Source organism: Kluyvera huaxiensis, from assembly GCF_040149365.1.
GTDB lineage: Bacteria > Pseudomonadota > Gammaproteobacteria > Enterobacterales > Enterobacteriaceae > Kluyvera > Kluyvera intermedia_A.
This window is the reverse complement of sequence record NZ_JBEFLV010000003.1, coordinates 90169-109199: the sequence shown is the minus strand read 5'-3', so window position 1 is coordinate 109199 and position 19031 is coordinate 90169. Positions and strand designations below refer to the sequence as shown.

Sequence of the window (19031 nt, the reverse complement as noted above, 5' to 3'; positions counted from 1 at the left end):
GCGACGCCGGGGGTCTTTATTCCGCCCTATTCCAGGACCAATCTCTGTCCCTTGTCTGAACGTTAGCGCCATTGCCTTCTCTCCCTCGCCGATCTTTTCGCCATATCGCTGAAATTAACGCCACGCAAAGACAAAATAATAACGCTGAGTTCACATGCGCCTTACACTGGGGCACTATTTTCGCTATGGTTATGCATAAGCGTTGCTGCTGAGACGATCACAGCAATATAATGAGAATTGTTATCATTCAATAAAGCTTGAGGAGTGAGAGTATGGCTGTAACTAAGCTGGTACTGGTTCGTCACGGTGAAAGTCAGTGGAACAACGAAAACCGTTTCACCGGTTGGTACGACGTTGATCTGTCTGAGAAAGGCGTTAGCGAAGCAAAAGCGGCAGGCAAACTGCTGAAGGCTGAAGGCTTCAGCTTCGATTTTGCTTATACCTCCGTGCTGAAACGTGCCATCCACACTTTGTGGAACGTGCTGGATGAACTGGATCAGGCCTGGCTGCCGGTTGAGAAATCCTGGAAACTGAACGAACGTCACTACGGCGCGCTGCAGGGTCTGAACAAAGCAGAAACCGCTGAGAAATACGGTGACGAGCAGGTTAAACAATGGCGTCGCGGCTTCGCAGTGACTCCACCAGAGCTGACCAAAGACGACGAGCGTTTCCCAGGTCATGACCCGCGTTATGCAAAACTGACTGATAAAGAGCTGCCAACGACCGAGAGCCTGGCACTGACCATCGACCGCGTGGTGCCTTACTGGAATGAAACCATTCTGCCACGCCTGAAAAGCGGTGAGCGCGTGATCATCGCGGCTCACGGTAACTCCCTGCGTGCGCTGGTGAAATACCTGGACAACATGGGTGAAGATGAAATCCTCGAACTGAACATCCCGACCGGCGTACCGCTGGTTTATGAGTTCGACGAGAACTTCAAACCTATCAAACACTACTATCTGGGCAACGCTGACGAAATCGCAGCGAAAGCAGCAGCGGTAGCTAACCAAGGTAAAGCGAAGTAATTTTACCCCCGGTTAAAACAGAAAAAGCGTGGATTCCTCCACGCTTTTTTTTATTGCGGACTACCCGGCGGCGCGACGCCTGTCCGGATAGCTATGGCATTAGCCGCGACGCGCTTTTACCGCATTCGCCAGCTGACGCAAAATCGTATCAGTATCATCCCAGTTAATGCAGGCATCGGTGATGCTTTTGCCATAAACCAGCGGCTCGCCGCTGTCCGGGTTCTGGTTGCCTTCGACCAGGTGACTTTCGATCATCACGCCCATAATCGCTTTTTCGCCGCTTGCCACCTGCTGGCATACGTCAGCGCCGACTTCCATCTGCTTTTTGAACTGCTTGCTGGAGTTGGCGTGGCTGAAATCAATCATGATTTGCGCAGGCAGGCCAGCTTTCGACAGCCCTTCTTTCACTGCTGCCACATGGGATGCGCTATAGTTCGGCTCTTTACCGCCACGCAGAATGATATGGCAATCGCCGTTACCGCTAGTGTTCACAATTGCGGAATGACCCCATTTGGTCACCGACAGGAAACAGTGAGGCGCGCCCGCGGCGTTGATAGCATCAATGGCGACTTTAATCGTGCCATCGGTACCGTTTTTAAAACCTACCGGACAAGAAAGACCGGAAGCCAGTTCACGGTGAACCTGCGATTCGGTGGTACGCGCGCCAATGGCGCCCCAGCTCATCAGATCGGCCAGATACTGCGGGGTGATCATATCAAGGAACTCACCCGCAGCCGGTAGGCCGGTATCGTTGATGTCCAGCAGCAGCTTGCGGGCAATACGCAGGCCATCGTTAATCTGGAAGCTGTTATCCATGTGCGGATCGTTGATAAGCCCTTTCCAGCCAACGGTAGTGCGCGGTTTTTCAAAATAGACGCGCATAACAATTTCCAGCTCACCGTTGAGCTCTTGACGAATTTTCAGCAGGCGCTGGGCGTATTCTTTCGCCGCAACCGGATCGTGGATGGAGCACGGGCCGATAACAACCAGCAGGCGATCGTCATCCCCTCTTAGGATCTGATGAATAGCTTTGCGCGCATGAGAAACGGTGTTTGCAGCGTTTTCAGTGGCGGGAAATTTTTCAAGGAGTGCTACAGGAGGTAATAACTCATTGATCTCTTTAATACGTAAATCGTCGTTCTGATAATTCATGACTGTCCCAGTGTTGCCATACTTATACAATTGAGTGCAATCCCTTAAATCTATATCGTCAGCAAAAAAGTGTAAACTGGCTTTTACACTTTAGCCTGTTTATTACTAAAAAAACCCTACTATTTAGAATTTAATAGTACTTAAAGGCGTTTTAACTTCCAATAGCCAGTTTCTATAACTACAAACAATATAAAAAACAATATATATCAACTTAACAAACCGAAGCAGGCGCTATTTTCCCCCTGTGAACTCCTGCATCTATTTCTGTGCGCAAAAAGCAAAGATCTGCAATGATGTCAGATAGTCACACTTAATTAACGAAGGACGACGCTCATGCCGCACCAGCATGGTTCACATTCCCATTCCGCCCCTGATGATGGTAACGGCCGCCGATTACTGCTGGCTTTCGGGGTTACGGCTGGCTTTATGGTCATTGAGGCCATTGGCGGGGTAATCTCCGGCTCGCTGGCGCTGCTGGCCGATGCCGGGCATATGCTGACGGATTCTGCCGCCCTGCTGTTTGCGCTCCTGGCGGTGCACTTTGCCCGACGCCCTCCGAGTACACGACACACTTTTGGTTGGCTGCGTCTGACTACTCTTGCGGCTTTCGTTAACGCCATTGCCCTGCTATTTATTATTGTTTTAATTGTCTGGGAAGCGGTGAAGCGTTTCTATACTCCGCAGCCGGTGGCTGGCACCACCATGATGGTGATTGCCGTTGCCGGACTGCTGGCGAATATTCTGGCCTTCTGGATATTGCATCACGGTAGTGAAGAGAAAAATCTCAACGTGCGCGCGGCGGCGCTGCACGTGATGGGCGATCTATTAGGATCCGTGGGCGCAATTATTGCGGCGATAGTGATAATGACCACCGGCTGGACGCCGATTGACCCGATCCTGTCGGTGCTGGTTTCCTGCCTGGTGTTGCGCAGCGCGTGGTCGTTGCTAAAAGAGAGTCTCAATGAGCTGCTAGAGGGCGCGCCGCAAACAATTGACGTTACCGCGTTAAAACGCAATATGCGCCGATCCTTGCCGGAAGTGCGCGATGTCCATCATGTTCATGTCTGGCTAGTCGGTGAGAAGCCGCTGATGACGCTACACGTACAGGTAGTGCCCCCACACGATCACGATGCCCTCCTGGACAGAATTCATCATTTTCTTGAAGAGCAGTATCAGATTGACCACGCAACCGTGCAGATGGAATATCAACCCTGTAACGGCCCGGAATGCCACCTTAACGAGGTGCATTCCGGACACGAGCATCATCATCACCATTAATGGGATAGCGCGCGAGAACCGCGCTCACGCGCGCTATTCATCCACATCCGGCTGCCGTTCAGAGCAATAAAGGTCAGGATCAAATATTCCAGCGCCATGGCATACACGCCCTGCAGTGCGAAAATGGCCACGCTAATCACGTTAATCACCACCCACAGCAGCCAGTTCTCAACATATTTTCGCGTCATCAATACCATCGCCGCAATCGACAGCACCATCATGCAGGAATCCCAGAACGGGAAGGCATCAGGCTGCAACTCCGGCATGGTCACGTTCATCCCCAGCGTTTGCATCACGCCCACCGCAATACGGGTCAGCACGGCAAAGACCGGGTCGATATAAACCGTCATCAGCCCAATAGCAATAACGCAGGCCGCAAGCCAGGCCAATGCCTTTGGCAGCGGTAGCCAGCGAATTTGCAGCTCCGCTTGATGATGACTGGTTTGCCGCGACCACGCGTACCAGCCATAAATATTGGCAGCAAAAAAGAAGAGCTGTAGCAGCAGGCTAGCGTAGAGCTGAATCTGGAAAAAGATAATCGCAAACAGCGTGACGTTAATCAGCCCAAACAGGTAGTTAACGATCTTCTCCAGACTCGCCAGCCAGATACACAGCAGGCCCGCGATGGTGCCTATTGCTTCAATCCACGACAGGTCATAACCGCCCGCGCCTATCGGGATGTGCACCAGAATGTTTTGCGTACTTAAAAAATCCATTTTAACTCCAGCGTGTTAGACAATTACCCTCGAAGTGTAGCCGCAAAATCCAGCATGCGGTTAAGCGGAATTAACGCCCCTTCCCGCAGCGCTGCATCCACGTGAATTTCATGCGCAGCACCACCGTTTTCCAGGCTTTCGGCAATCGCCTTCAGGCCATTCATCGCCATCCACGGACAGTGTGCGCAGGTTCGACAGGTTGCCCCTTCTCCGGCCGTCGGTGCTTCAAAGAGCTCTTTATCGGGTACGGCCTGCTGCATCTTGTAGAAGATACCGCGATCGGTGGCCACAATCAGTTGCTGATGCGGCAGCATTTTAGCCGCGTTAATCAACTGGCTGGTCGACCCCACAGCATCGGCCATATCAACAATCGCCTGCGGGGATTCTGGATGAACCAGTACCGCAGCCTGCGGGTAGAGCGACTTCATCCGGCTTAATGCCTGCGTTTTGAATTCGTCATGAACGATACAGGCTCCCTGCCAGCACAAGACGTCAGCTCCGGTTTGTTTTTGGACATAGCGACCCAGATGACGATCTGGCGCCCAGATAATTTTCTCACCAAGACTATCGAGATGTTCAATTAGCTCAACGGCGATGCTCGAGGTCACCACCCAATCCGCCCGCGCTTTTACCGCCGCTGAGGTGTTGGCGTAGACCACGACGGTACGATCGGGGTGCGCATCGCAAAAATCATTGAACGCATCAATAGGACAGCCAAGGTCCAGCGAACACTCTGCGTTCAGCGTAGGCATCAGAATGGTTTTTTCCGGGCTAAGGATTTTAGCGGTCTCTCCCATAAAGCGCACCCCCGCCACCAGCAGCGTTGAAGCTTCATGCTTTGCGCCAAAGCGCGCCATCTCTAGCGAGTCGGAGATACAGCCACCGGTTTCTTCTGCCAGTTGCTGGATCTCCGGGTCGGTATAGTAGTGCGCGACCATGACGGCGTTACGCTCTTTGAGTAACCGCTTTATTTTTTCGCGATAAAACTGCTTCTCATCGTGACTTAACGGCGTTGGCTTCGGCGGAAACGGGTAAATCGCTGCTTCTGGATCAAACATCACGCTCATCATGCTTCTCGTTTTACTAGCTTAACGAAATAAGCGGCTATCAGGCAAAGAATCGCCTATACCGCGGCAATATGTTTTATATGCTAAACAAGATAGCGGATTGTAGAAAAAAAGTCGTGATGAATTTTGGGCATTTAAGAGCGTTGGTATAAACAGCCAAACAGGATCAGAAATGCGTTGGGGCTCGGACCCGCATGGGAAAAGAAATCTCTAAATCGCAGATAGCAAAAAGGCGCCTTTAGGGCGCCTTTTTACACTGGTGGGGCATGCAGGATGACTCGCTGCGCTCGCCCTTCGGGCCGTCGTCGTAAACGACTTCGTTGTCTCACTACGTTCGACCCGAACCTGCGGCAGGTTCGAATCTTCAAATACTGCAGATAGCAAAAAGGCGCCTTTAGGGCGCCTTTTTACACTGGTGGGGCGTGCAGGATTCGAACCTGCGACCAATTGATTAAAAGTCAACTGCTCTACCAACTGAGCTAACGCCCCCTTATGGGGTTTACTGCATAATCTTTTCAGGATGGTGGGGCGTGCAGGATTCGAACCTGCGACCAATTGATTAAAAGTCAACTGCTCTACCAACTGAGCTAACGCCCCATTCGGGTGTTGCCTGAAAGATTTTACTCGGGACCATCTGATAAGATGGTGGGTCGTGCAGGATGACTCGACTTCGTCTCGCCCTACGGGCCATTGCTAAAGCAATGTTATCCTTCACGGTTAACATCTGAGCGTGATGTTAAGATTGGTGGGTCGTGCAGGATTCGAACCTGCGACCAATTGATTAAAAGTCAACTGCTCTACCAACTGAGCTAACGACCCGAGTGGTGGGTGATGACGGGATCGAACCGCCGACCCCCTCCTTGTAAGGGAGGTGCTCTCCCAGCTGAGCTAATCACCCGAAACTGCGCTGGATACTGCCGGTACTGCTTTCACCGTGCCCACCGTTAAGATGGTGGGGCGTGCAGGATTCGAACCTGCGACCAATTGATTAAAAGTCAACTGCTCTACCAACTGAGCTAACGCCCCGGTGGTGGGTGATGACGGGATCGAACCGCCGACCCCCTCCTTGTAAGGGAGGTGCTCTCCCAGCTGAGCTAATCACCCGTACTACGCTGGATACTGCTTTAAGTGGTGGGGCGTGCAGGATTCGAACCTGCGACCAATTGATTAAAAGTCAACTGCTCTACCAACTGAGCTAACGCCCCACTTTTTTTGTCACTTTCGGGCTGTTTGATATCCCTTGGCAACGGCGGCATATATTACTGAATTCAGAATTCTGCGCAACAAAAATTTCGACAAAGATCACTTAACTGCTTATGTTTCATGCGGCAAGACCAGAAATAACGCGATTTCTGGTCTTACTTTATGCATTACAGTCCGCTAAGACGTTTTTGCGCCTGTTTCGCACCGTCGGTACCTGGGTACTTGCTGACAACCTGCTGGTAGACCGCTTTCGCTTTTGCGGTGTCCCCTTTGTCCTGCATGATAACCCCAACCTTAAACATCGCGTCCGCCGCCTTAGGCGACTTCGGGTAGTTTTTCACCACCGATGCAAAATAAAAGGCCGCATCATCTTTTTTACCCTTGTTGTAATTCAACTGACCCAGCCAATAGTTAGCATTTGGCTGATAGGTTGAATCAGGGTACTTTTTGATGAAGTTCTGAAACGCCGCAATCGCGTCATCCTGACGAGCGCTATCTTTTACTAACGCAATCGCTGCGTTGTAATCGGTATTCGCATCGCCCGTCTGCGCAGGCACGCCGGAAGCCGCCGTATCGCCGCCTGCAGGCGCTGCTGTCGCCGCCGCATTGCTTTGGTCACCCGAAGCTTGCTGCGTCTGCGCACTGCCGCTACCGCCGTTTAGGCTGTCAATTTGCAGCATGATCTGTTTTTGACGATCCACAATCTGATTCAGCTGGTACTGACTTTCCTGGATTTGGCCTCGCAGGGCGTCAATATCGGTCTGATTATCGGAGAGTTGTTGCTGGAGTTGGGTCAAAAGCTGACTGTGAGCATTAGAAATACGCTCGAGTTGAGTGACACGGTCTTCGACCGAGCCTGAGCCGACACTACTGATTGGCGCCTGAGCAAAAGCGGCCCAAGGGGCCGCTATGCCAACCAGTAACGACAGACTCAACATGTGATGTCTGAAGTTACTGCTCATGCAATTCTCTTAGTAAACCAGTACGGCACGACGGTTTTTGGAGTAAGCCGCTTCGTCATGACCCAGTACTGCAGGTTTTTCTTTACCGTAAGAAACGATGGAGATCTGGTCAGCAGAAACGCCTTTACCCTGCAGGTACATCTTAACGGCGTTAGCACGACGCTCACCCAGGGAGATGTTGTACTCAGGAGTACCACGTTCGTCCGCGTGACCTTCTACGGTGACTTTGTAAGACGGGTTGCTACGCAGGAAGTTTGCGTGCGCATCCAGCATTGCAGCGAAGTCAGAACGGATATCGTATTTGTCCAGATCGAAGTAAACGATGTTGTTCTGCTGCAGCTGCTGCATCTGAAGACGCGCTTGCTCTTCAGAAGACATGTTGCCGTTACCGTTCGCATCCATACCAGTGCCGGCACCCAGCATGCCTTCGCCGCTCTGGTCATTGCTTGCGTTCTTGTTAGAAGAACACGCTGCGATTGCCATTACAGGCAGAGCGATCATCAGCCCTTTCAGCACTTTGTTCAGTTGCATTTCTATGATTCCTTTAGTAATCAATTAATTAATTATTATTACAGATACGGCGACCAGGCAGGGAATTTGACCTGTCCATCAGTTGCCGGAAGACGCGCTTTGAAACGCCCATCTGTAGAAACCAGATTCAGCACGGATCCCATCCCCTGAGAAGAGCTGTAGATTACCATCGTGCCGTTAGGTGCCAGACTTGGCGTTTCGTCCAGGAACGTTGACGACAATACTTGTACGCCACCCGCTACCAGATCCTGCTTAGCAATGTGCTGCTGGCCGTTAGCCGAGCTTACCATTACCATAAATTTACCGTCGCTGCTGACATCTGCGTCCTGGTTCTGCGAACCTTCCCAGGTAATACGCTGCGGAGCACCGCCGCCAACATTAACTTTGTACACCTGTGGACGACCGGCCTGGTCAGAAGTAAAGGCCAGGTTCTGGCTGTCCGGGAACCAGGTTGGTTCGGTGTTGTTACTACGACCATCAGTGACCTGACGAATCTGGCCGGAGCCGATATCCATCACGTACAGGTTCAGGCTACCGGTTTTAGACAGGGCAAACGCCAGTTTGCTGCCATCCGGAGAGAACGCTGGTGCACCGTTGTGACGAGGGAACGAAGCCACCTGACGTACCGCACCGTTAGCCAATGTCTGGATAACCAGCGCTGAACGGCCGCTTTCGAAGGTCACGTAAGCCAGTTTAGAACCGTCTGGAGACCACGCCGGAGACATCAGCGGCTGTGGAGAACGGTGAACCACGAACTGGTTGTAACCATCGTAATCGGATACGCGCAGCTCATACGGGAACTGACCGCCGTTGGTCTGAACCACGTAGGCGATACGGGTACGGAATGCACCTTTAATACTGGTCAGCTTCTCGAACACTTCGTCACTGGCAGTATGGCCAGCATAACGCAGCCACTGCTTGTTAACTTTATAGGTGTTCTGTGCCAACACGGTACCTGGTGCCGCACCGGTATCAACCAGCTGATAAGACACATTATAGCTACCGTCAGCGTTAGGCGTTACCTGACCGACAACAACGGTATCAATACCCAGTGCAGACCATGCTGCCGGCTGAACTTCCTGAGCGGTACCCGGCTGCTGCGGCAGACGAGAGCGATCTAATGGGTTAAATTTCCCGCTGTTACGCAGGTCGGCACCAACGATGCCGCCAATATCTTCAGGTGCAGCACCCGGTCCGGCCCACTGGAACGGAACGACGCCAATCGGACGTGCAGAGTCCACCCCTTGGGTGATCTCGATACGTACTTCTGCGTGCAGCACGGCTGCCCACAGCATCAGAAAACCAAACGCTACTCGTAATGCCTGCTTCATCATTTCTCCCTTATCCAGGCGGAAAGCCCACGATAATTTAGCAGAATGTTAACAAACTAAAATACACAAAACTACCAAAACCCTGCGACGATCTCGCCTTTATTTTTCACGTACTGCCGCGAAAAATAATCTTTATGGCTTGAAGTCCAGTGGCGCATTTTTAAAGGTCTGCCAAACCGATTGTGAAGGCGGTTTCGGGAACTTGGTCATCCGGTTTGTTGCCGCCAGCATCTGCTGACAAAACGCCGGATCGCCACCTTCCTGAGTCACTTTCAGTACGGTACCATCTTCGCCAATATTAACGCGCAGAGTACAGGTTTTCCCTTGGTAGGTATCCCAGTCATACAGATGACCTTTGATCGCTGCCTGAACCTGTGCAATGTACGAAGCAATTTCAGCCTGTGATGCCCCACCCTGTCCTTGTTTACTACCTTTAGCAGGAGACGAGCCCCCAGCGCTACCGCTGGTATTTCCTTTCGGCGCATTCTTACCTGAACTGAGATCGCCCAGCAGGTCATCAACACCGGAAGCCGCAGCCGCTTTTTCAGCTGCAGCCGCTTTCTTCGCAGCAGCAGCTTTCTTATCGGCAGCCGCTTTATCAGCAGCCGCTTTTTTATCGGCGGCGGCCTTTTCAGCTGCGGCAGCAGCTTTCTCTGCGGCGGCTTTTTCTGCAGCAGCCGCTTTATCCGCTGCCGCTTTGTCAGCCGCGGCCTTCTTCGCTGCTTCTGCTGCTGCTTTTTTCTCAGCGGCAGCGGCAGCTTTCTTCTCTGCATCGGCAGCCGCTTTTGCAGCAGCCGCTTCAGCGACTTTTTTCGCATCCGCAGCAGCTTTCGCCGCTTCAGCTTCCGCCTTTTTCTGAGCATCTGCGGCAGCTTTTTTCGCGGCTTCCGCTGCGACTTTAGCCTGTGCATCTGCTTTTACTTTGGCATCAGCAGCCGCTTTAACAGCAGCTTCCGCGGCCTCTTTGGCTTGGGCATCAGCTTTTGCTTTCGCATCTGCTGCCGCTTTCGCCGCCGCTTCTTCAGCCTGTTTCTGCTGCTCCTGCGCCTGCTTCGCTGCATCCTGAGCCTGTAAACGCTCTTTTTCCAGCGCTTTTAAACGTTCCTGTTCAGCAGCCTGTTTTTCGCGTAGCTCTTCAGCCTGCTGCTGGGCCTGTTTTTCACGCTGCTCTTGCGCACGTTTTGAACTAGCCTGCTGCTGCTGCGTACGATTATAGTTCTCGACGACCGCACCGGGATCGACCATAACTGCATCGATGGACGAACCGCCGCCACCGCCGGCTGCAGCGTCTATATGCTCATCGAACGAACTCCAGATCAGTGCTGCAAAAAGAATGACGTGCAGCACAGCTGAAATAATTATCGCTCGTTTAAGCTTGTCGTTTTGTTCGGTTGCCTTTGACACTCTCGGTTCCCAAAAACTGTTCACCCATTACCCTGCAGCAAACAACATAGGCTGTCGCCAACCTACGTCTGCTGCTGTGCGGCATGTCGGCGATTAAATTGGCTGGGTCATTAACCCGACCGATTTCACCCCGGCGCTGTGTAACAGGTTAAGCGCTTTAATTATTTCATCATAAGGCACGTCTTTCGCGCCCCCAATTAAGAAGACCGTCTTCGGATTCGCCTCTAAACGGCGCTGCGCTTCTGCAACAACCTGTTCAGGTGGCAGTTGCGGCATCTTCTCCTGGCCAACGTTCACGCTGTACTGCCCTACGCCGGACACTTCAACAATGACCGGGGGTTCATCATTACTGCTGACAGCCTGTGATTCGGTTGCATCAGGGAGATCCACTTCCACGCTCTGCGTAATGATCGGCGCTGTCGCCATAAAGATCAGCAGCAGCACCAACAACACATCCAGCAGCGGAACGATGTTAATTTCGGACTTCAGTTCGCGACGCCCGCGTCCACGTGCTCTGGCCATGGCTTACCCCTTGTTGCTCTCGCTGACGGTAAAAGCCTGACGGTGCAGAATGGCGGTGAACTCTTCCATAAAGTTGTCGTAGTTCAGCTCCAGTTTGTTCACGCGCTGGTTCAGACGGTTGTACGCCATAACCGCAGGAATTGCCGCAAACAGACCGATTGCCGTGGCGATCAGCGCTTCGGCGATCCCTGGCGCAACCATCTGCAGCGTAGCCTGTTTCACCGCACCCAGTGCGATAAAGGCATGCATGATCCCCCATACGGTACCGAACAGACCAATGTATGGGCTGATAGAACCGACGGTGCCGAGGAACGGAATGTGCGTTTCCAGAGTCTCCAGCTCACGATTCATGGAGATACGCATCGCACGCGATGCCCCTTCCACAACCGCTTCCGGCGCATGGCTGTTAGCCCGATGCAAGCGAGCAAACTCTTTGAATCCACTGTAGAAGATCTGCTCAGAGCCCGCCAGATTATCACGGCGCCCCTGGCTTTCCTGGTACAGACGAGACAGCTCGATGCCGGACCAGAATTTATCTTCAAACGCTTCAGCCTCACGGCTAGCCGCATTAAGGATGCGCGTTCTCTGGATGATGATGGCCCAGGATGCGATTGAAAAACCAATCAAAATCAACATGATAAGTTTAACCAGAAGGCTAGCCTTCAGGAACAAATCAAGGATGTTCATGTCAGTCACTGCTTAAACTCCGCGACAATAGACTTGGGAAGCGCACGAGGCTTCATGATGAGTGGATCAACACAGACAATCAGGACTTCTGCTTCGTTCAGAACCTTATTCTCAGCGTTGACTATTCTCTGCGTAAATACCATTGACGTACCACGCATTGATGTAATTTCTGTTTGGACTTCGAGCATATCGTCGAGTCTGGCAGCTGCAAAATACTCCAGCGTCATTTTGCGCACGACAAAGGCCACGCGTTCAGCCAGCAAAACCTGTTGGCTGAAGTGATGGTGACGCAGCATCTCAGTACGTGCTCTTTCATAGAAAGCCACATAGCTGGCGTGGTAAACCACACCCCCGGCATCGGTATCTTCGTAGTAGACCCTAACCGGCCATCGAAACAGCGTTGTATTCACTTTACGTCCCAGTAATGCAAAAAATTTTTTGGGTTTTTGAACTTCGCTACTATACGCGCGGGAAAGATGGTTTGGAATGGGAAGAAGTAAACGGAGAGTAAATTTTTATGGGCTTCTGCAAGCCCATCATTATCAGGCGGGAGTTTTCAGCGGTAGAAGAAAAATATCAGACCTGCGAATAATACAAGATCGGCGATAAGCGGACAAAAAATCCCCTGCCAGTGAATCGACCGAGGGCGGAAACCGACCCCGTGAATCACGCCAGCGCACACAGACCACATCAGCAGAAAACCGTGCCAGATTTCCAGCTCGCTGGTCTTCGCCGCAAAACGCGTCGGATCCCAGAAAATGCAGCCAGCTAACGCCAGGGCCATAACAAGGGAAAGCGCCCGCAAGGGGCGCTTATCCATTATCGCGTACAGCGTTGCGATAATATTTTTCATCAATGCTTTTCTTCACCCGCTTTGGTCGCTTCAACGTGCTCAAGCGCCAGGGCGGTGATCACGCCGAATGCACAGGCAAGAAGCGTTCCCAAAATCCATGCGAAATACCACATATTCAGCTCCTTACTTAGTACAGAGAGTGGGTGTTACGTTCGATATCTTCTTTAGTGATACGACCGAACATTTTCCAGTAACACCAGCTGGTGTAGGCCAGAATAATCGGTACGAAGATAATCGCTACATAGGTCATCAGGTTCAGCGTCAGCTGGCTGGATGTCGCATCCCACATGGTCAGGCTTGCGTTCATCATCGTGCTGGAAGGCATAATGAACGGGAACATTGCAATACCAGCAGTCAGGATGATGCATGCCAGAGTCAGTGAAGAGAACAGGAACGCCCATGCTCCTTTATCTGCTTTGGTGGTCACAATAGTCAGCAACGGCAGCACCACGCCCAGAGCAGGAATCGCCCACAGCGCTGGCATGTTGTTGAAGTTCACCATCCATGCACCGGCTTCACGCGCCACTTCTTTGGTCAGTGGGTTAGACGGACCGGTGTGATCCAGAACCGATTTCACCACATAGCCATCAATGCCGTAGTAGACCCAAACGCCTGCCAGTGCAAAGCACACCAGCGTAACCAGCGCCGCAACCATAGAAACGTTACGAGTACGCAGGTGCAGTTCGCCCACGGTACGCATTTGCAGGTAGGTTGCACCCTGAGTCAGGATCATCGCGGCACTGACAATACCGGCCAGCAGACCGAACGGGTTCAGCAGCTGGAAGAAGTTACCGGTGTAGTACAGACGCATATATTCATCAACGTGGAACGGTACGCCCTGCAGCAGGTTACCGAACGCAACGCCGATAACCAGCGGCGGCACGAAGCTACCGATGAAGATGCCCCAGTCCCACATATTGCGCCAGCGGGTGTCTTCAATCTTCGAGCGGTAGTCAAAACCGACCGGACGGAAGAACAAGGAAGCCAGCACCAGAATCATCGCCACATAGAAGCCGGAGAACGCGGCAGCATAGACCATCGGCCATGCGGCGAACAGCGCGCCGCCTGCAGTGATGAGCCATACCTGGTTACCGTCCCAGTGCGGAGCGATGGAGTTAATCATGATTCGACGCTCGGTGTCGTTACGACCGAGGAAACGGGTGAGCATGCCCACCCCCATGTCGAAGCCATCGGCGACGGCAAAACCAATCAGCAAGATACCGATCAGCAGCCACCAGATAAAACGCAATACTTCATAATCGATCATTTGACGACTCCTGTCTTAGCGTGCCGGCTGAGTAGTCGCGGTAGACTGCTCATAGTGGTAACGACCGGTTTTCAGGCTGCTTGGGCCACGGCGGGCAAATTTGAACATCAGGTACAGCTCCGCCACGAGGAACAGGGTGTACAGACCACAAATCAGCAGCATCGAGAAGATCAGATCGCCCGGGGTCAGGCTAGAGTTGGCCACTGCCGTTGGCAGCACCTCACCAATCGCCCACGGTTGACGGCCATATTCAGCAACGAACCAGCCAGACTCGATAGCAATCCACGGCAGCGGAATCGCATACAGCGCGGTGCGCAGCAGCCATTTCTTCTCGCCGATCTTGTTACGAATTACGGTCCAGAAGGAAACCGCAATAATCGCCAGCATCAGGATGCCGCACGCCACCATGATACGGAAGGCGAAGTACAGCGGCGCAACGCGTGGGATTGAGTCTTTGGTTGCCTGGCTAATCTGCGCTTCGGTTGCATCAGCAACGTTGTCGGTATAGCGTTTCAGCAGCAGACCGTAGCCCAGGTCTTTCTTGACGTTATTGAACTCATCGCGAACGGACTGGTCAGTCGAGCCACCGCGCAGCTGTTCCAGCAGCGAGTAGGCTTTCATGCCGTTACGAATACGCTCTTCGTGTTGCACCATCAGATCTTTCAGACCCGTCACCTGCTTATCAACAGAGCGGGTGGCGATGATGCCCAGGGCGTAAGGAATTTGAATGGCGAAGTGGTTCTCTTGCGCATCCTGGTCCGGAATACCAAACAGGGTGAAGGCTGCCGGGGCCGGCTGCGTTTCCCACTCGGCTTCGATAGCAGCCAGTTTGGTTTTCTGTACGTCACCCATTTCGTAACCAGATTCATCACCCAGAACGATAACAGAGAGGATAGCCGCCATACCGAAGCTTGCAGCGATAGCGAACGAGCGTTTCGCAAAGGCGAAGTCGCGGCCACGCAGCATATAGTAGGAGCTGATACCGAGAATGAACATCGCGCCACAGACGTAGCCGGATGCCACGGTGTGGACAAATTTAACCTGTGCAACTGGGTTCAGGACCAGCTCAGAGAAGCTGACCATTTCCATACGCATGGTTTCGAAGTTGAAGTCGGAAGCGATTGGGTTCTGCATCCAACCGTTCGCGACCAGAATCCACAGTGCGGAGAGGTTGGAGCCAAGCGCCACCAGCCAGGTGACAGCCATGTGCTGGACTTTACCCAGACGATCCCAACCGAAGAAGAACAGACCTACAAAGGTAGATTCGAGGAAGAAGGCCATCAGACCTTCGATGGCCAGCGGCGCACCGAAGATATCGCCCACATAGTGGGAATAGTAAGACCAGTTAGTCCCGAACTGGAACTCCATGGTCAGACCGGTAGCCACACCCAGCGCAAAGTTGATACCAAACAACTTGCCCCAAAACTTGGTCATATCTTTATAAATCTGTTTGCCGGAAAGGACGTAAACCGTTTCCATGATTGCCAGCAAGAACGCCATACCCAGCGTCAGCGGAACAAACAGGAAGTGGTACATCGCGGTCAAGGCAAACTGTAAGCGCGACAGTTCGACTATATCTAACATCATGACTCCTTGCTCATCGCATGAAGACTCCGAGATTGAATCTGTTAACGAGATTCAAACACATGCCCCAATACAAATTTATTTGTCCCCTTCCCTACTGCCGCCCCTTGCGGAAGGCAGGAAACAGCAATAAGTGAAAGTTACAAACGTGTTAATAAAAAACTCAATTGATCCCTAAAATATATTACGCTGTAAAACCCTTACAATAAACAGGTTTTTATTGGATTAGTTTTACGTTTTTCGACGGTGATCAATTTATAGCGAATCAGATAGGTTTCAGCCAATTTGATCCACGACAATTTAACGGTTTTAGTAAGTTATATCCAGTCATTACATATTGATTTAAATCAATTTACCTTGATTTTGTTAATTATGTTTTTAATTGGGTGTCTTGATGAATTTAATGTTAATGATGTGTGTAATATTTGACACGCACGGTTATCAATTGAGCGTTAAATTGGCATTAAGGTAATTGAATTTAACCGTTAGCAGGGCGATTCTCGGGAGAACCCCCATCTGACTGACAATAGACCGTCCGTCATTTTTTTCCACCCGCCATTAATCCCGCCGCCATAATTAACATTTAATTAACCAATTGAATTATTAAATCAACATTTGCATCGATTGGCACAAAAACTGTCCGCGACGCGAGTAAGTTTAGCTATTGATTGATCGCACAAAAAACAGACGCGTTAGATATCAGCTTGCCGTATGTTACTGAGCGACATGTGCGTAATGACACACCGGGAAGGGGACGCGAACAACGCCAACGAAGCAGACTGGCGTTGTTCGGTGGCTGTCAGCCTAGCTTAAGGCTAAACGTTCTCGATTGTCCTGGATGGAATACACCGGTGATACTCTGTGCACTCACCTGCTCAGGATACGGGATTTCGTCCATTCCCGTTTCCCGGCACTGCATAACGTCGCGGCTAAACGACACCGCCGCTTCGCTGCACTGACTGTCTGACGGATTAAACAAACGCAGAATGATCTCATCGCGGTCTTCCGCTTTCTTCAATGCACTTAACTGGCAACCTACCGGCGACATACTCAGCAAACTGTAGCTGTCTGGAGTGGTCAACTCAGCTTTATTCAGTTTCATCGCATCCCATGGGATTTTGTTATAGCACTGGACCGGCGTTAGCCAGGCACGAGCCTGTTGGGCAAGGCCAACATTAAGCGGCTTACCGCTGTAGCTAAACAGGCTGAATCGGCCATGCAGCGAACCACGCATCTGGGAATCTGGTACCGGCAATTTAATACCAGAAGGCCGACCGGGGCGTAATAAGAGATCTTCTTTACCCAGCAAACCGATGCCGCGAAGCAGCGTCAACGCGAAGGTTTTCTTCTCTTCCCCGACAACTTCAAACTCACGCAGCCCTTCGCTAAAGACCGCCAACCCGTTGCGCCCTTCCTGTAAAGCGGCATAGTTCAGCAGATTCCATACCGGAACCGGCGCTTCTTTCCACCCCTCTTCCTGCCAGCGGTCCATTGCTTCATCGCGTACCGGGCGCACGATAGTGCCAAACTGTGTATCGGCCAACACCTCCTGCGTGCTAAACGGGGTAGGAATCAGCACGCGTACGCGGTGGTCATCCGCCTGATTGTCCAGCCGGACATCCACGTCGATACGGCGACTGTTATGGCTGAGCGTTACCTCGATTTCCACACCAAGTTCAGCGTTGCGAAGACGTGCCGAGCGCGCATTTAAATTGGCCGGAACCGCCATCCGATAACGGATATATGCCCGACTTTGCCAGGCTTCATGGACGACCTCATATTCAAATGGCGTATCAGCCGAAGTAAGCAGCCACTCTTCGCGCGACGGCGAGTAGTCGTACTCATCGCCATCGTCGGCACCTTCTTCTATTTCCAGCACCCGCTGATACACAACACCAGAATCCTTATCACGCAGCCGTAAGGTCCCATCGCGGTTGATATCAATCTGCCAGAACGCATTTTCCAGCAGCGCCTGTGTAGGCTCCGGGCGCTTCATCTGGCTTCCGGCAACGTTTGGCTCAATATACAACGTGCGATATCCCATAGACGGCAGGATCTGGTTCAGTTGGATATCGAACTCCATGAACGGCTCGTAGTTGCCATAATGCACAATTTGTCGGTCGATAAGCCCAGGATCGATTTCTCGCGCCTGACGGATAAAATAGGGAATTTCATGGCCTTTGCTGTCCACCAGCCGGAACTGGCTAGCCCGCAGGCGGATGGTGGTGTTGAGAACCTCCTCACGCGGCCACGGCATCAGGTTAAACATCACCAGTTTGTCTTCTTCGCTCTGCGCCATATTGTCGGTAATTTTACGCAGATAGAAGCGAATCAGATTATCCGCCATATCTTCAGCCAGCAGAAAACGTGAGACTATTTCCCGGTGTACCTTATCGCTGCAACAGCAGCCAATGCTGTCATGTGCGTGGTTTTTCAGGATCTCTTTCCACATTTTCTCCAGCAGGCCGTGGTGATATTCAAAGCCTAAGCTCCAGGCCAGCGTGGCGAGCGGTTCCAGCAGATTGACGATTTTGTTCTCAATTCGGGCATGCGCTATCTTAATATCCATTCGCGTAGAGCCAATCGTCCGGTGAACACGCATGTATTTACCATCAATAAACTCACCTTGCAGGGTCGCCAGCTCATCACGGTGCGCTTCAATCAGTGCAAATACCTCCTCGAAGCGACTCATCACAAACTGCCGCTGCGGGTAGATTTCCCGTAGCTTGTCCATAACGGCGAAGATATTTTGTTGCAGTGGCATCTGGTCATGGCCGTTAGGCAGCAAAATCTCTTTAGTCACCGAGGCTTTTTCCAGCACTTCAAAATAGCTATCAAGCCGTTTACGCAGGCCGGCTTCATCCTCAGGTAAGTACTTACCAATCGCATAGCCCAGAGGCAGTACCTGAGTTGTCACCTCACTACCGTCCTGACTATGCCATAAGAACTCGGTTTTATCGGTGCCATGACGTTCTGAGCAACCACGCCAGAACAATGCTCGGGTAATACCAAATCCGTGATAAATATGCGGTAACTGCCCGGACATGCCGAATGAGTCCGGGAGATAGCCAATCTTCATTGGCTCACCAAATGCCATGCAGTCACGGATGCCGTACATCAGGTTGCGAACAATGGACTCGCCAGAAACGAGCGTCGTATCCGTTTGCGTATACCATGGCCCAATAATGAGTTTTCCCGCCTGAACCAGCGCCTTAACGCGCTCCCGGTTCTCTGGTTTAACGGCGAAATAGTCTTCGAGTATCGCCGTTTGCCCATCGAGGACGTAGTACTTATAGTTTTCGTCCTGCTCGAGACGAGCGAGGATCTCTTCCATATTGTTGACCAGTAAAATGCGCGACTCTTCGGTGGTGAAATACCACTCTCGATCCCAGTGCATATGCGGCGTAATGTGAACGCGAGATACAGCTTTCATCTTCGTTTCCTGTTTC

The 19031-nt window shown here is 51.9% G+C and carries 17 protein-coding genes, 7 tRNA genes and 1 other RNA gene; 2 read left to right on the top strand and 23 right to left on the bottom strand.

Features of this window, described 5'->3' with window-relative positions:
- The first annotated feature begins 272 nt into the window (after nucleotides 1–272).
- Nucleotides 273–1025: a 2,3-diphosphoglycerate-dependent phosphoglycerate mutase gene (gene gpmA, locus ABOC97_RS04500; RefSeq protein ID WP_234503519.1), complete on the top strand. Its 753-nt coding sequence runs from the start codon at nucleotides 273–275 to the stop codon at nucleotides 1023–1025.
- 99 nt (nucleotides 1026–1124) lie between these two features.
- Here the strand turns inward: gpmA and aroG are convergent, their stop codons facing one another.
- Nucleotides 1125–2177, bottom strand: coding sequence for a 3-deoxy-7-phosphoheptulonate synthase AroG (gene aroG / locus ABOC97_RS04495; protein WP_349594526.1), 1053 nt, complete (start codon nucleotides 2175–2177; stop codon nucleotides 1125–1127).
- Nucleotides 2178–2510: 333 nt separating this feature from the next.
- On the opposite strand from aroG, the gene zitB reads away from it, so the two are divergent.
- The gene (gene zitB, locus ABOC97_RS04490) at nucleotides 2511–3455 is read left to right on the top strand and encodes a CDF family zinc transporter ZitB (protein WP_349594523.1); all 945 of its coding nucleotides are present in this window, start codon (nucleotides 2511–2513) and stop codon (nucleotides 3453–3455) included.
- Here the strand turns inward: zitB and pnuC are convergent.
- From pnuC to mngB, 22 genes are all read right to left on the bottom strand, one after another.
- Nucleotides 3452–4171, bottom strand: coding sequence for a nicotinamide riboside transporter PnuC (gene pnuC / locus ABOC97_RS04485; protein WP_349594520.1), 720 nt, complete (start codon nucleotides 4169–4171; stop codon nucleotides 3452–3454). The genes zitB and pnuC overlap by 4 nt on opposite strands.
- A 23-nt stretch (nucleotides 4172–4194) precedes the next feature.
- On the bottom strand, nucleotides 4195–5238 hold the full coding sequence (gene nadA / locus ABOC97_RS04480) for a quinolinate synthase NadA (protein ID WP_349594946.1): 1044 nt from the start codon (nucleotides 5236–5238) through the stop codon (nucleotides 4195–4197).
- 257 nt (nucleotides 5239–5495) lie between these two features.
- Nucleotides 5496–5620: non-coding RNA, RtT sRNA (locus tag ABOC97_RS04475), on the bottom strand.
- 31 nt (nucleotides 5621–5651) lie between these two features.
- A tRNA-Lys gene (locus ABOC97_RS04470) sits at nucleotides 5652–5727 on the bottom strand.
- Between the two features lie 32 nt (nucleotides 5728–5759).
- Nucleotides 5760–5835 (bottom strand) — tRNA-Lys (locus ABOC97_RS04465).
- 146 nt (nucleotides 5836–5981) lie between these two features.
- A tRNA-Lys gene (locus ABOC97_RS04460) sits at nucleotides 5982–6057 on the bottom strand.
- Nucleotides 6058–6060: 3 nt separating this feature from the next.
- A tRNA-Val gene (locus tag ABOC97_RS04455) sits at nucleotides 6061–6136 on the bottom strand.
- 52 nt (nucleotides 6137–6188) lie between these two features.
- Nucleotides 6189–6264, bottom strand: a tRNA-Lys gene (locus ABOC97_RS04450).
- A gap of 2 nt (nucleotides 6265–6266) precedes the next feature.
- A tRNA-Val gene (locus tag ABOC97_RS04445) sits at nucleotides 6267–6342 on the bottom strand.
- A gap of 25 nt (nucleotides 6343–6367) precedes the next feature.
- Nucleotides 6368–6443, bottom strand: a tRNA-Lys gene (locus tag ABOC97_RS04440).
- 165 nt (nucleotides 6444–6608) lie between these two features.
- Nucleotides 6609–7403: a cell division protein CpoB gene (cpoB, locus tag ABOC97_RS04435; RefSeq protein ID WP_349594518.1), complete on the bottom strand. Its 795-nt coding sequence runs from the start codon at nucleotides 7401–7403 to the stop codon at nucleotides 6609–6611.
- Nucleotides 7404–7412: 9 nt separating this feature from the next.
- Nucleotides 7413–7934, bottom strand: coding sequence for a peptidoglycan-associated lipoprotein Pal (gene pal, locus ABOC97_RS04430; RefSeq protein ID WP_061283404.1), 522 nt, complete (start codon nucleotides 7932–7934; stop codon nucleotides 7413–7415).
- Nucleotides 7935–7972: 38 nt separating this feature from the next.
- Nucleotides 7973–9265, bottom strand: coding sequence for a Tol-Pal system beta propeller repeat protein TolB (gene tolB / locus ABOC97_RS04425; RefSeq protein ID WP_234503528.1), 1293 nt, complete (start codon nucleotides 9263–9265; stop codon nucleotides 7973–7975).
- A gap of 132 nt (nucleotides 9266–9397) precedes the next feature.
- Nucleotides 9398–10669 carry a cell envelope integrity protein TolA gene (gene tolA / locus ABOC97_RS04420; RefSeq protein WP_349594514.1) on the bottom strand — a complete coding sequence of 424 codons (1272 nt, stop codon included), beginning with the start codon at nucleotides 10667–10669 and terminating at the stop codon, nucleotides 9398–9400.
- A 93-nt stretch (nucleotides 10670–10762) separates the two neighbouring features.
- Nucleotides 10763–11191, bottom strand: coding sequence for a colicin uptake protein TolR (gene tolR / locus ABOC97_RS04415; protein ID WP_234503530.1), 429 nt, complete (start codon nucleotides 11189–11191; stop codon nucleotides 10763–10765).
- A 3-nt stretch (nucleotides 11192–11194) separates the two neighbouring features.
- Nucleotides 11195–11887, bottom strand: coding sequence for a Tol-Pal system protein TolQ (gene tolQ, locus ABOC97_RS04410; RefSeq protein ID WP_003022976.1), 693 nt, complete (start codon nucleotides 11885–11887; stop codon nucleotides 11195–11197).
- A complete protein-coding gene (gene ybgC / locus ABOC97_RS04405) occupies nucleotides 11884–12288 on the bottom strand; it encodes a tol-pal system-associated acyl-CoA thioesterase (RefSeq protein ID WP_035892730.1) in 405 nt (134 codons plus the stop codon). Before ybgC ends, tolQ begins: the two co-directional genes overlap by 4 nt.
- Before the next feature lie 146 nt (nucleotides 12289–12434).
- Nucleotides 12435–12731, bottom strand: a complete 297-nt coding sequence (ybgE, locus tag ABOC97_RS04400; protein WP_234503532.1) for a cyd operon protein YbgE — start codon at nucleotides 12729–12731, stop codon at nucleotides 12435–12437.
- Nucleotides 12731–12844 (bottom strand): cytochrome bd-I oxidase subunit CydX, encoded by a 114-nt coding sequence (cydX, locus tag ABOC97_RS04395; RefSeq protein WP_003858598.1) that lies wholly within the window; start codon nucleotides 12842–12844, stop codon nucleotides 12731–12733. The genes ybgE and cydX overlap by 1 nt, the downstream gene beginning before the upstream one ends.
- Before the next feature lie 14 nt (nucleotides 12845–12858).
- Nucleotides 12859–13998: a cytochrome d ubiquinol oxidase subunit II gene (cydB, locus tag ABOC97_RS04390; RefSeq protein ID WP_349594505.1), complete on the bottom strand. Its 1140-nt coding sequence runs from the start codon at nucleotides 13996–13998 to the stop codon at nucleotides 12859–12861.
- Between the two features lie 15 nt (nucleotides 13999–14013).
- A complete protein-coding gene (gene cydA, locus ABOC97_RS04385) occupies nucleotides 14014–15582 on the bottom strand; it encodes a cytochrome ubiquinol oxidase subunit I (RefSeq protein WP_349594943.1) in 1569 nt (522 codons plus the stop codon).
- Between the two features lie 799 nt (nucleotides 15583–16381).
- Nucleotides 16382–19015, bottom strand: a complete 2634-nt coding sequence (mngB, locus tag ABOC97_RS04380; RefSeq protein WP_349594502.1) for a mannosylglycerate hydrolase — start codon at nucleotides 19013–19015, stop codon at nucleotides 16382–16384.
- Between the last annotated feature and the right edge of the window lie 16 nt (nucleotides 19016–19031).

Excerpts from the sequence above, each read along its gene's own strand:
- cydB (WP_349594505.1), bottom strand. The coding sequence starts at position 13,998 with ATGATCGATTATGAAGTATTGCGTTTTATCTGGTGGCTGCTGATCGGT.
- cydX (WP_003858598.1), bottom strand. The coding sequence starts at position 12,844 with ATGTGGTATTTCGCATGGATTTTGGGAACGCTTCTTGCCTGTGCATTC.
- pnuC (WP_349594520.1), bottom strand. The coding sequence starts at position 4,171 with ATGGATTTTTTAAGTACGCAAAACATTCTGGTGCACATCCCGATAGGC.
- mngB (WP_349594502.1), bottom strand. The coding sequence starts at position 19,015 with ATGAAAGCTGTATCTCGCGTTCACATTACGCCGCATATGCACTGGGAT.
- pal (WP_061283404.1), bottom strand. The coding sequence starts at position 7,934 with ATGCAACTGAACAAAGTGCTGAAAGGGCTGATGATCGCTCTGCCTGTA.
- cpoB (WP_349594518.1), bottom strand. The coding sequence starts at position 7,403 with ATGAGCAGTAACTTCAGACATCACATGTTGAGTCTGTCGTTACTGGTT.
- tolB (WP_234503528.1), bottom strand. The coding sequence starts at position 9,265 with ATGAAGCAGGCATTACGAGTAGCGTTTGGTTTTCTGATGCTGTGGGCA.
- tolR (WP_234503530.1), bottom strand. The coding sequence starts at position 11,191 with ATGGCCAGAGCACGTGGACGCGGGCGTCGCGAACTGAAGTCCGAAATT.
- gpmA (WP_234503519.1), top strand. The coding sequence starts at position 273 with ATGGCTGTAACTAAGCTGGTACTGGTTCGTCACGGTGAAAGTCAGTGG.
- nadA (WP_349594946.1), bottom strand. The coding sequence starts at position 5,238 with ATGAGCGTGATGTTTGATCCAGAAGCAGCGATTTACCCGTTTCCGCCG.
- zitB (WP_349594523.1), top strand. The coding sequence starts at position 2,511 with ATGCCGCACCAGCATGGTTCACATTCCCATTCCGCCCCTGATGATGGT.
- aroG (WP_349594526.1), bottom strand. The coding sequence starts at position 2,177 with ATGAATTATCAGAACGACGATTTACGTATTAAAGAGATCAATGAGTTA.
- ybgE (WP_234503532.1), bottom strand. The coding sequence starts at position 12,731 with ATGAAAAATATTATCGCAACGCTGTACGCGATAATGGATAAGCGCCCC.
- cydA (WP_349594943.1), bottom strand. The coding sequence starts at position 15,582 with ATGTTAGATATAGTCGAACTGTCGCGCTTACAGTTTGCCTTGACCGCG.